The following is a 13,084-nucleotide window of genomic DNA, read 5'->3' on the forward strand; positions in this document are numbered from 1 at the left end:
ATGGAAGATGATAAACAACGAGCTGTATGACAGATTATTGCGCAACAAAGGCATTTCAGTTCCGGGGAACAAGCACACCGCAATTCCCCGTACAGGAGAGTCTGGTTCCTTCGGTTTGTCCCCCGCGCAGCGCGGGATCTGGTTCCTCCAGCAGCTGCATCCGGGCAGCGCCGCCTTCAATAACAGCGCAGTACTGAAGATCGAAGGGAACCTCGACACAGACTGCATGCGGGCAGCACTGCACTCCCTGCTGGAGCGCCACGAACTGCTGAACGTGAATTACAGACTGCACCAGGGCGAACCGTGCGCCTGCCCTCACGCAGGAGACTTAGCTTTTGAAATATTGGGAGCGGAGGGCGGCGGCAAAGCCACTTCTTCCGAATGGCTGCATGCCGAAATCACACGCATTGCAGGCAGTCCGATAGACCTGGAGCATGATCCGCTAATTTCTTTTACACTGCTGCAGGTGGGTGAGCAGGAGCATATCTGGATCATCCGCATGCACCATATTGTAGCGGACGGCTGGTCGAAGGGGATTCTCCTTCGTGACTTCACACGTCTGTATGGAGCAGAGTTGGACCGGACAGCACCAGACTTGCAGCCGCTTACGATCCAGTACCGGGACTATGTACGGTGGCTTGAGAGCCGGAGTGAAGATACGGCGTATGCACGGGACCTGGCATTCTGGCTGGATAAGCTGGAAGGTGCGCCTCCTATGCTGGACATACCCGCCGATTTTAAACGGCCAAGCTCTATGTCGGGCTTGGGAGGGATGGAGTCGTTTCGGATAGAGCCTGACGTGTATGAGCGCATTGGCAGCTTTTGCCGGAAGGAACGCTTATCGGTGTTTCATTTCCTGCTGACCGTCTTCAAGACGCTGCTCTTCCGGTACTGTGCAGAAGAAGATTTACTCGTCGGAACACCGGTAGCCGGACGGACAAGAACCGAGCTGGAGCCGCTGATAGGGATGTTCGTGAATACTGTGGTAGTCCGTACGCAGCCGCGGGACGACCTGTCTTTTATAGACTATGCAAGGAGCGTTCAGGAAGAGGCTTTGCTGGCTTTTGACCATCAGGACCTGCCGTTCGATCTGCTTGTCGAGAGACTGAACCCGGACCGCGAGCGAAGCGTACAGCCTGTCTTCCAGACCATGTTCCAGCTCGATAATCTGGAGATGCCTGTTATGGAAGCGCAAGGTCTCCGCTTGTCAGCCGTCCCGCTGGACATCGGAATTGCCCAGACTGATCTGTCCGTATCCTGCTGGGAGGAGGACGGAGGACTGAGGGGGACTTTTGAATTCAGCTCCGATCTGTTCACAAGAGCAACGATGAGACGAATGATCGGGCATTTTATCCGGCTGGCGGTGGCAGCTCTGGAAGATCCGCAGGAGACGCTTGGACGGATCAACCTGCTGGAGGCTTCAGAAGAGAAGATGATTTTACAGACATGGAACGAAACAGAGCAGCCAGTACCGGAACATGGATTTGTAAGTTGGATCGAGCACAGAGCTGTCCAAACTCCAGAGAAATGCGCGGTGCTTGAGGGAGAACATGTACTTAGTTACCGCGACTTGAATCAGTGGGCGAACCGTCTTGCGGCACAGCTTTTAGACAAGAGCCTGCACGCGGAGACGCCGGTAATCGTCTGCCTTCCCTCCTCGGGACGTTTTGTGGCAGCTGCACTTGCCGTATCCAAAACAGGAGGAGCAGTGGTGCCCGTTGATCCTGCGATGCCCCGGGAGCGTATCCGGCAGATGGTGGAGGAGCTTGGCGACGTGTATGCACTTAGTGATTCCGTCCATTCCGAGTTGCTGCCGCTCCCGCCAGAACGAGTGATCTTGCTGGAGGAACAGATCCCAGTGTTCGGTGAGCAGGACGAGCGGGGACCAGACAATGGATTATCGCCGCAGACGCTCGCTTTTATCATCTTTACTTCCGGTTCGACAGGGGTTCCTAAAGGAGTCCTTCTGGAGCGGCGCAGCATCGACAATCTGGTCCACTCCTTTCTTTCATCGTACCAGGCGACGGACTTGGATCGTCTGCTGCCCATTACATCGGTTGCTTCAGCCAGTTTCATCGGAGAGTCGCTGCCGATTCTGGCTGCCGGAGGGACACTCGTCTTGCCGGATACCGAAACAGTGCTGCACCCGGGCAAGCTGCGGGCCTACATGGAGCGGCATCACATTACGATCCTCAGCACCGTACCCTCTATGGTTCGGCGTTTGAATAGCGACGGCGGAACCTCTTCCCTGCTTCGCCTCATTCTGAGTGGTGGAGAGACTTTGCAGTCCAGCCATGTGGATAGGCTAAGCGGAATGGATATTGCCAACGGGTATGGACTATCAGAATCCGGCGTGTGCAGTACGTATAAGTTACTGAAGCCCGACCAGGATGGGGAGCAAGCCGTTTCCGCCTCACTGGGCAGACCGGTAGCCAATCAGCAAGTCTACGTGCTGGACTCTCATCTACGGCCGGTTCCGATTGGGGTCAAGGGACAAATCTGCATCTCTGGACATGGCTTGGCCCGCGGATATTTGAATCGTCGTGACTTGACCGAAGCGGCATTTGTTCCCCATCCGTTCCGTCAAGGCGAGCGGCTGCTTCTGACCGGAGATACCGGATATTGGCTTCCCGGCGGCGAGCTTGCCTTTATCGGCCGCAGCGACCGGCAGGTCCAAATCCGCGGGTACCGGATTGAGCTAAGTGAAGTAGAGCGGCATTTGTGCACATTCCCGGAAGTCGAAGAGGCGGCCGTGCATCCTCAGCCCGATTTCGAAGGCAACCTGCGGCTGATCGCATACTATACGGTCCGCAGCCAAGCGAGCATTATCAGCCAGCAATTGGCGCATTGGCTGGAGTCGCGGATTCCTTCATATATGAAGCCAGCTGCTTATATTCAACTGGAGCATATTCCCTACAATGCCAATGGCAAGCTGGAGGTTTCTGCCCTTCCACAGCCTGGCGAGAGCCTTGCCCGTAGCGGGGCCGCCTATGAACAGCCCCAGAACGCCACTGAGAAAAGCATTGCAAAGGTCTGGGAGGAGATTCTACAGCTCCGGCACTTTGGCGTGGAAGACAACTTTTTTGATCTGGGCGGACATTCGCTGCTGCTCGCCAAAGTGCATGACCGGCTCAGCCGGGAATTCCCCGTTCCGCTGACGCTGGTGGATTTGTTCAAATACCCGACGGTCCGTTCACTCGCCGGATATCTCAGCGAAGGCTCGCGCGATGCTCTGGGGACTTACATTTACGAGACGGCCGCGAAGCAAAAAAACGCATTTCTCCGTTACCGGAAAACAGCTTCTTCCGTAGCGGTTCGCAGCACCATAGAGAAGGAGGAATAGATGCTATGAGTCATCCTGAGTATCCTTATAACGGAAATGAAATTGCGGTCATCGGCATGGCGGGAAGGTTCCCTCAGTCCGAGAACCTGGAGGCCTTCTGGCGCAATCTGACCGAGGGAAAAGAGTGTATTTCCCATTACTCCAGCCGGGAACTGGAGGAGGCAGGCATTGACCCCGGAATACTGAGTCAGCCGAATTATGTCCGGGCTAAAGGGGAAATCGGCCAGCTCGATGCATTCGATGCCGCTTTTTTCGGGATCAATCCCAAGGATGCGGAGCTTATGGACCCCCAACACCGGATGATGCTCGAATGTGCTTGGGAAGCGCTGGAGCATGCTGGCTACCAATCCTCGGAATGCGGAGGCTCCGTGGGTGTTTTTGCCGGAAAAAGCATGAGCTCATATCTGTTCCTGAACCTCTATCCTCATATTCAAAAAATGCTGGCCACCGGCAATTTGCAGGCAGCCATCGGCAATGACAAGGACAGTATGGCTACAACGATCTCCTATCGCCTGAACCTCAAAGGCCCGTCTATGGCGGTGCAGTCCTCGTCGTCCACCTCGCTGGTCTCCGTCTGCATGGCAGCACAGAGCCTGTTGACCTATCAATGTGACATGGCGCTGGCTGGTGGTATCACGGTTGGCCCTCCTGAACGTGCAGGCTACCTGTTTGAGCCTGGAGGAATTATGTCGGCGGATGGGCACTGCCGCGCTTTTGACGAGAACAGCAGCGGATTTGTTCCGGGCAACGGTTACGGTCTTGTCGTGCTGAAACGGCTGGATGAAGCGATCCGCGACAAGGATCATATCTGGTCTGTCATCAAGGGGTTTGCCGTCAACAATGACGGAGCGGATAAAATCAGCTATACCGCGCCAAGCGTAGGCGCACAATCCGAAGTCATCGCTTCGGCCCAGGCGCTGGCAGAGGTTCACCCGCAGACGATCGGTTACGTTGAAGCGCATGGCACCGGCACCCGAATGGGAGATCCCATTGAAATAGAGGCGTTGACCCAAGCGTTCCGCCTTGGCACGAATCAGCGAGGGTATTGCCCGATCGGTTCGGTCAAAACAAACATAGGGCATCTCGATTCTGCCGCCGGCATTGCCGGATTCATCAAAGCGACGCTCATGCTGCACCACAAGCAAATTCCGCCGACGCTGAATTATGAGCGTCCTAATCCGGCGATTGACTTTGACGGCAGTCCTTTTTACGTAAATACAGGGCTTACGGATTGGCCCGAGCAAGCCTACCCGCGCCGCGCCGGAGTGAACTCGCTCGGTATGGGCGGCACCAATGCCCACGTGGTTCTTGAAGAGGGTCCACGTATGTACAGTGCACCAGCCGTGCCGGGGTGGCATATTCTCCCAGTCTCAGCGAAATCCGAGACCTCCCTGGCTGGTAATCTGTCCCGGCTGCAGCATTATTTGCGCGAAGAGACGCAGACGAAACTAGCGGATGTGGCATATACACTGTCGGTTGGCCGGCAGGCTTTTGGGATCAGGGCGGCTGTGGTCTGCTCCACGCAGGAAGAAGCTGTCCTGGCAATGGAGGCGGCTGACCCGCAAGCGGTATACCAGGGAGAAAGTCCTTCCAGGAACCGTCCTCTGGTGTTTATGTTCACGGGGCAAGGCTCGCAATATATGGGGATGGCGGCAGGCCTATATGCTGCTGAGCCGGTTTTTCGCGAGTATTACGACCGCTGCGCAGTGCAGATCCAAAGCCTGACGGGGATGGATATCAAGCCATTGATGCAATCCGGGAAGAATCACCCGCAAACACTGGACGTGAACGAGACCGCGCTTACCCAGCCGCTGTTATTTGCTGTTGAGTACGCTATGGCCCAGCTCCTGATCAGCCGGGGACTTCGTCCACAGGCCATGATCGGCCATAGTCTGGGAGAATACGCCGCAGCCGCAATCGCAGGTGTGTTCCGTCTCGAAGATGCCGTTCTGCTGGTCTGCCGCAGGGCAGAGTGGATGTCCCGGACCGAAAGAGGAGCGATGCTGGCAGTTGGGCTCAGCCGTGAGGCAGTAAACAGATATCTACAAGAGAGAATTACGCTGGCAGCAGTCAACAGCCCAGGTCTATGCGTGTTGTCGGGAGAAGAAGCCTTCATTGCCGGACTGGAACAGCGGCTGACGGAAGAAGGGGTTTTTAATAAGAAACTATCCACCTCTCACGCCTTCCATTCGCCGCTGATGCAGCCGATGGTCGCCGCTTATCGTGAGTTGTTGATGCAGGTGGAATTAAAGGAACCCTCTGTTCCAATAATGTCCTGTCTTACCGGTACCTGGCTGAAGGCTGAGGAGGCTACCGATCCCGGATACTGGACCCGGCATATTCTCGACCCGGTTGTCTTTATGGATGGACTTGGGGCCCTGCTGCGCGAAGGAAACCGGTTGTTTGTGGAATTAGGACCAGGCTCCACATTATGTGGTCTGGGGCGGCAGAACCCGGCAGCGGCTGAAGACAGTGTGTGGGTGCCCGCCTTGCGTTCTGTCCACGGACAGGACGGGGACACGCGGGTGTTGGCACAGGCTATAGCCAACCTATGGGTATGCGGTGCAGATCTGGACTGGGGGCTTTATTTCGGAAATGAGACGCGCCGGCGGGTTCCGCTGCCAACGTATGCGTTCTCCCGGCAGAGCTACTGGGTATATCCCGAAGCTGCCCCGTCCGGCTCAACCGCCTCGGTTACGGTTACGTCAGGGACACAAACATCCGGGATATTCTTACCGTTCAGTTCCATTCCCGAGCAACGTCAACCCGGATCACGCCATGCCCGCCCCAAGATAACGGCAGCGTACCGTGCGCCGGAGGGGAGCATCGAGCAGCAGCTTGTGGAGATTTTGGAACGGGAGCTTCATATTCAACCGGTGGGTGCGGATGATAACTTTTTCGAGCTGGGAGGCCATTCGCTGCTGGCCACTCAGGTGCTTGACCGGATTCGGCAAGCTTTGGGCGTACAACTGTCCATCGAGAGCATATTCCTGCGTCCGACTGTAAGCGGAATGGCCCAATTGCTGGAGAATACCTCCGGGGAGACCCGCAAGGAGCAATCCATTGCAAGTTTGTTCCAGGAAGTGGCTGCCATGAGCAGTGGCGAAATCGCCAGCAGCCTTGCAGAGGACAAACTCAAACCGAGCGGAGGGAAGGGGTAATGGCCGAACAAGTAGCCTTATCCTCATTGTCGCCTGAGCAAAAACAATGGTTCCGGCTGCAAATGCGTGAACGGGGAATTCCCGTGCTGCAAATTCCCTTGGAAAAACAAACACGCGATGACAATGGATTACCGTTGTCCTACAGCCAGGAGCGTTTATGGCTGATGGAGCAGCTCGGCGGCACCGCCTCCAGTTATCATCTGCATCAGGCCATCCGAATTACCGGTGCGCTTAAGAAGGGGCATTTGGAAGCCAGCCTGCGCCTGCTGGCGGCCGGTCACGAGAGCTTCCGGACCTCATTCACCGCCAAAGAGGGGAAGCCGCAGCAGCACATCGCCGCTGACAGCGCCATTCCGCTGCTGCAGGTCAAGGTCACAGGGGAATCAGAAGCGGAGCTGCTGCACCAGGTCGAACAAGCGGCCCAGCCGCTGCTTACGCAGCCGTTTGATCTCGGCAGACCGCCATTGCTGCGCGCCGGATTGTACGAGCTGGCAGAGGATGACCACATGCTTGTATTCGTCATTCATCATATTGTTGCCGATGGCTGGTCGCTTAGATTGCTTACAGAAGAATGGGTGCAGCTCTATAACGTATTATGCAAGGGGCAGAGCCTACCGCATAATCAGCGTGAATACGACTATGCCGATTATGCCTGCTGGCAGAGAGAATGGATGCAGGCAGAGATGCTGACGGAAGGTCTGCATTACTGGAAGGAGCAACTGCGGGGCGCAGATCCTTTCTATACAATTCCTTCACACCGCCCGCGCCCGCGCTTGCTGACCTCGGGCGGAGATAGCTGCACGCTGCGGATCGAAGCGGAGGAGCTTGAAGCGCTCAGAGTTCTCGCAAGGTCTGCAGGCGCCTCGCTCTTCATGACTGTACTGGCTGCCTTTAACGTGCTGCTGTACAGATATACAGGCAGGGGAGATGTTGTGGTTGGCACTCCGACGGCGGGAAGATGCCGGGAGGAGACCGAAGAGATGCTGGGCTGCTTCGTGAACAATGTGGTGTTAAGAACGGATATCCGCGAAGCAGGCAGCTTCACAGAGGTCCTGCAACTTACCATGCAGACAGTGCTTGGAGCTCTGAAAGCTCAGGAAATCCCGTTCGAGCATGTACTGGATGCATTGAATCCGCCCCGGGACTTGGCTTATTCGCCTTTATTCCAGCTCTTTTTTATCTTCCAGCAAGGCGATATGTCACTGGATCAACTGGACGGTGCTGTCTGCACGCCGCAGAAGTGGACTCAGCACTCTGCCAAATTCGATATCACACTGGAAGTTATCGAGCATCCTCACCATTTGGATGTAATGCTGGAATACAACACCGATCTCTATGACAAAAGAATAGCAGAAGGACTGCTCGCTAACTATGTCTGGATGCTTGGGCATTTGCCGGCGAAAGCGCAGCAGACGCTCCCGCAGCTTCCATTGATTTCTCCGTTTGAAGAAGCGGAGCTGCATAAGGCAGGCATCGGCCCGGGTGTTGTTTACCCGGAGCGATCGACACTGTATTCACTGGTGGAGCGGCAAGCCGCAGCCAATCCGTCGGCCGTGGCAATTGTATGCGGCCCCCGTTCCTATACTTATGCCGAATTGTATGGGGCGGCAGAGCGGTTAGCAGCCTATTTGCAATTGTCAGCCGGCGCAGGGCCGGGTCATCGCGTTGGCATCTGCGCCCGTCCTTCGTTCGAGCTGGCGGCAGGCATCCTTGGCATTCTGATCAGCGGCAGCGCTTATGTTCCGCTCGACCCGGCCTTTCCAGAGCAGCGGCTGCAATACATCGCGGGCCACGCCGAACTGGACTGCATTCTGGTAGATCATCCTGCGGAAGCCGAGCGGTTCGGCAACCACCGCTGCTGCGACATCAGCCCAGGCAGCCTGTGTTGGCAGACTAATAGTGCTCTGTCTGACTCCAAGGCATCTGAAAGACCGCATCACGCTTATATGATTTATACCTCCGGGAGTACAGGCCAGCCCAAAGGGGTAGCCGTGACTCACCGGAATGCGGTTCATTTCCTGTATGCCATGCAGGAACTGCTGCATATGACATCCGAGGATTCGCTGTTGTCTGTCACGACATGCTCGTTTGATATTTTCTTGCTCGAACTGTTTTTGCCATTATCCGCAGGGGCAACGCTGATCTTCCCACAGGAGGGAAGCGGCGATCCAGGACTGCTTATGGAGAATATGAATCGTTATAAGCCGACCTTTATGCAGGCAACACCGGTATTGTGGCGGCTGCTGCTGGCAGAGGGCTGGAAGGGTTCAGAGCACATGACGGTACTCTGCGGCGGTGAGGAACTGAAGCCGGAGCTTGCTGCACAATTGTTACACCGGGGTAAAGCGGTATGGAACCTGTACGGCCCCACCGAAACGGCGGTATGGTCTCTGGCCCACAAGCTTACGCCGGATGACCTCCTGTACAAAGTCCCGATTGGCAGACCGATCGGCCGTACAACCTGCCTGGTCCTGGATGAAGCGCTGGCTCTTGTGCCATTCGGAGCCGAAGGCACACTGTACATCGGAGGTGACGGCGTAACGGACGGCTATCACCGTCAGCCGGAGCTGACCGCGCAGAAGTTCATCATGAACCCGCTGGACCAGGCGGGAGGGCGGCTATTCAATACGGGGGACCGGGTCCGGCTGCTGCCTGGAGGAGAAATGGCTTATCTCGGCCGTAAAGACCAGCAGCTCAAGCTGCGGGGCTTCCGCATCGAGCCTGCTGAGATTGAACAGCAGTTGAACCTTCAGCCAGAGATTGCGGCAAGCGCCGTAGTCACTTGCGACGACGGACAGGGAGAACAACTGTTGGCTGCGTATTGGGTGCCGTCCCCTTTAGCCTCTGGCAAGGAGAGCATTCCTGACGAGACAGACTGGAAGGAAACACTCCGCGGGGTGCTTCCCAGTTATATGATCCCGGCACGTTTTGTTAAGCTTGCTGAGCTGCCTTTGACACCAAACCGCAAGGTAGACCGGCAATTCCTTTCACGGCTGCCACTGGACAAGGCGGTGTTAACCCGCAGTTACACAGCGCCGCGAAGCACAACTGAGATCCGGCTCGCCGAGGTATGGGGTGAGGTGCTGAACCTGACCAGCGTGGGAATACACGATCATTTTTTTGATTTGGGCGGTAATTCTTTGCTCGCTGTCAAGCTGCTGACTGAAATCCGCTCCAGGATGCAGGTGGAGCTGACGCTCCGGGAGCTGCTTATCGCCTCCACCATTGCCAACATGGCAACTGAACTGGATGATGCTGCGGTGGCACCTTTGTCAGAGACGGGAAGCTCAGCCAAAGTGGACTTACCCGAATTTATAGTGTCGCCGCAAGAGGCCTTTGAACCTTTTCCTTTGACCGAAGTGCAGATGGCCTATTGGAGCGGAAGACGGACAGGCAGCGCCGCCACTCATGTCTATCAGGAGATGGAGTTTGCGGGTCTTGATATTGAACGTTTCGAACAGTGCTTCCAGACGCTCATTAAGCGGCATCCTATGCTGCGGGCAATGGTCATGCCGGACGGCATGCAGCAGATTCTGGAAGAGGTCCCGCCTTACCCGGTGAGAATGGCAGACGCAAGCGCCTGCTCCGAAGCGGAGCGCGTCTCACGGCTGGACGACATTCGTCAAGTGATGTCGCAGACCATTCATACCGGCAGTTGGCCGATGTTCGCCATTGAAGCGACCCGGCTGCCCGAAGGACTGACCCGGCTGCATATCAGCTTTGACCTTATGATCGCCGATGCGCTGAGTTTTCGGATTATTCTGGAGGAACTGGCTGCGCTGTATGCCGGAACAGCCCAATTGCCGCCACTGGAAGCAACTTTCCGTGATTATGTGCTGTCCTTGCTGTCCGTAACCTCTGCAGACCGTTATAGAATGGCGCAGACCTATTGGCAAGAGAGACTTCCCCGCCTCCCGGCCGGTCCGCAGTTGCCTGTTGCGGTTTCTCAAGGCCTCAAGCGGCAGGAATTTAAGCGCTGGAAGGCCGTTCTGCCGGCCAGTCTCTGGTCGAAGCTGTCAGCGGCGGCACGCAGACGGGGGTTAACTTCCTCCGCATTGCTGCTCGCCTGTTATGCAGAAGTGCTTGCGCTGTATGCCAAGCAGCCTCATTTTTTGTTGAATTTAACGCTGTTTAACCGTCTCCCGCTGCATCCGCAAATGGAGCATCTGGTTGGAGATTTCACAACCATCAGTCTGCTGGAGGTCGATTACCGTGAACCTCTTCCTTTTGGCAGCAGGGCTGAACAGCTCCAGAAACGTCTGTGGACCGATCTCGATCACCGCCTTTACAGCGGCATCCGTGTGACAGAACAGCTTATGGCCCACAGCATTCTGAGTGAACCGGTTCCGGTGGTGTTCACAAGCCTGCTGGACTTATCTGACAGGGAGAGGACGACAGCCGGATTTGATCAGATCTTCCAGCGGAGGAATGAAGCAGAGACGGAAGCGCGCAGTCTGTCGGAGACACCTCAGGTATGGCTGGATCACCAGGTAGCTGAACGGGACGGCGAGCTTCACTACAATTGGGACGCGGCCCTGAGCAAGTTCCCGCCGGGAGTGCTGGATGAGATGTTTGCCATCTATGGAAGCTTGCTGCGCCGTTTGGCAGAAGATGAAGAGGCCTGGGAGGAGGTCCTGCCGCTGGCCGATTCGGGTTCAGCCGGATTCGCACACCGCCTGAAACTGGCGGAAATTAACACACGGCACCAACACAAACAGGAGACGCAGGACATTGCCCTGCATCATGGCTTTCAGCGGATGGCCCGCACTCAGCCCAATGCTCCGGCCCTGCTTGTGGGCGGATTTACGTTCTCTTACGGAGAGTTGAACCGCAAAGCCAATGCTATAGCGCATCAGTTGGTGGCGTGTGGCATACAGCCGGAGACATTGGTTGCCGTAGTGATGGAAAAAGGCTGGGAGCAGGTGGCGGCGGTCCTAGGGATCTTAAAGGCCGGAGCGGCCTACCTGCCGGTAGATGCAGGTCTGCCAGCCTACCGCATTGGAGAGCTGCTGGAGCTCGGACAGGTTCAAGTGGTACTGGTCCAGTCCTCTGTCCCTGTAGGTGATTGGGCCACTACCGGTATTAAGACCATAGAGGTCAACGAAAATACCGGAAACGAAGAGACGCCGGAATATGGAGGCAATGCAGACGGAATAGGCGAGCAACTGGCCTACGTATTATTCACTTCCGGCAGTACAGGAACGCCTAAAGGGGTGATGATCACCCATATAGCCGCGGTTAATACGTTGACCGACATTAACCGCAGCCATGGGCTGAACCCGCAGGATGTCGTGCTTGGACTTTCTTCGCTAAGCTTCGATTTATCCGTATTCGACATCTTCGGCTGCTTGGCGGCAGGAGGCACACTTGTGCTGCCAGAGCCGCAGCGGCTACGCGATCCGGCACACTGGCTGGAGCTGATGCAGAAGCACCGGGTCACGGTCTGGAACAGCGTTCCAGCCTTCATGAACATGCTGCTGATGTATGCCGCATCTGAAGTACGGCTGGATTTCCTCAGACTGTGCCTGCTCAGCGGAGACTGGATTCCTTCTACTCTTCCGGGAGCCATCCGCCGCCTGAGTCCTGAGGCGGAGGTGATTGCGCTTGGCGGGGCAACCGAAGCAGCGATCTGGTCGATTCAGTTCCCGGTTCACACTGTCGATCCGGCTTGGACCAACATTCCCTATGGTCTGTCCATGTCCGGCCAGCGTGTATATGTGCTGAATGCACGGATGGAAGAATGTCCAGTATCGGTGCCGGGAGAGTTATATATTGGCGGTCTGGGCGTTGCCAGCGGCTACTGGCGGGATGAGATCCGCTCTGCAGAACGCTTTGTCATGTCGCCTATCACCGGAGAACGCCTCTACCGGACGGGGGATTGGGGCCGTTATGGTTCAGACGGGGTCATTGAATTCCTTGGACGCGACGACCTCCAGGTCAAAATTAGCGGCTACCGCATTGAGTTAAGTGAAATCGAAAGCACCTTGAAGACCTGTCCCGGTGTTCAAGAGGCTACTGTGCTTGCTGAAGGAGAGGAGGACGCGAGTCGTCTGCGCGCTTTTGTGATTGTCGGTTCGGAACGGCAACCCTTGCCGGACCCGGCTGCACTGCGCTCCCATCTGCGCTCCCGGCTTCCAGGCTACATGGTTCCTTACAGTATAAGCATTCTCGAAGAATTCCCTTTGACTCCCAACGGCAAAACTGACCGCAAAGCACTGCTTGCCATTCTGCCTGAGACGATTGAACCGGCAGCGGGACCGACGCAATCCGTACTGGAAGAAGGTATTATCTCCATTTGGAAGGAGCTGCTGAACCGTCCGCATGTCGGCAGGGATGAGCATTTTTTCGACCTTGGCGGCAATTCGCTCAAGCTGGTTCAGATGCAATTGAAGCTGCAGGAGATGCTGAACCGCGAGATTCCTATTATCGAGCTGTTCAGACATACCTCCGTCGCAGCGCTGGTTGAATTTTTCGGAAGTGCTTCAGTGGACAAGTCCCCTACAGGTATGGAGCAAAAAGCGGTGGACCGCGCGGACAGGCGGTTTCATGCAAGACAAACGCGCCGCAGATGATTTTGAAC

3 protein-coding genes are annotated in these 13,084 nt (G+C 56.2%); all 3 read left to right on the plus strand.

Annotation, left to right across the window (positions count from 1 at the left end):
• Positions 1-7 precede the first annotated feature (7 nt).
• Genes NST99_RS17590 through NST99_RS17600 form a run of 3 tightly spaced genes read left to right on the plus strand, consistent with a single transcriptional unit; the run spans position 8 to position 13,076 of the window.
• Complete coding sequence (locus tag NST99_RS17590) at positions 8-3,343, plus strand: non-ribosomal peptide synthetase (protein ID WP_341093385.1); 3,336 nt, start codon at positions 8-10, stop codon at positions 3,341-3,343.
• A 5-nt stretch (positions 3,344-3,348) separates the two neighbouring features.
• Positions 3,349-6,504, plus strand: a complete 3,156-nt coding sequence (locus tag NST99_RS17595; RefSeq protein WP_341093387.1) for a type I polyketide synthase — start codon at positions 3,349-3,351, stop codon at positions 6,502-6,504.
• Entirely contained in the window at positions 6,504-13,076 is a 6,573-nt protein-coding gene (locus tag NST99_RS17600; protein ID WP_341093389.1) for an amino acid adenylation domain-containing protein, read from the plus strand. Before NST99_RS17595 ends, NST99_RS17600 begins: the two co-directional genes overlap by 1 nt.
• Positions 13,077-13,084 lie beyond the last annotated feature (8 nt).

The sequence above is a fragment of the Paenibacillus sp. FSL L8-0470 genome, assembly GCF_038008625.1.
GTDB lineage: Bacteria > Bacillota > Bacilli > Paenibacillales > Paenibacillaceae > Paenibacillus_AQ.

Excerpts from the sequence above, each read along its gene's own strand:
- NST99_RS17590 (WP_341093385.1), top strand. The coding sequence starts at position 8 with ATGATAAACAACGAGCTGTATGACAGATTATTGCGCAACAAAGGCATT.
- NST99_RS17595 (WP_341093387.1), top strand. The coding sequence starts at position 3,349 with ATGAGTCATCCTGAGTATCCTTATAACGGAAATGAAATTGCGGTCATC.
- NST99_RS17600 (WP_341093389.1), top strand. The coding sequence starts at position 6,504 with ATGGCCGAACAAGTAGCCTTATCCTCATTGTCGCCTGAGCAAAAACAA.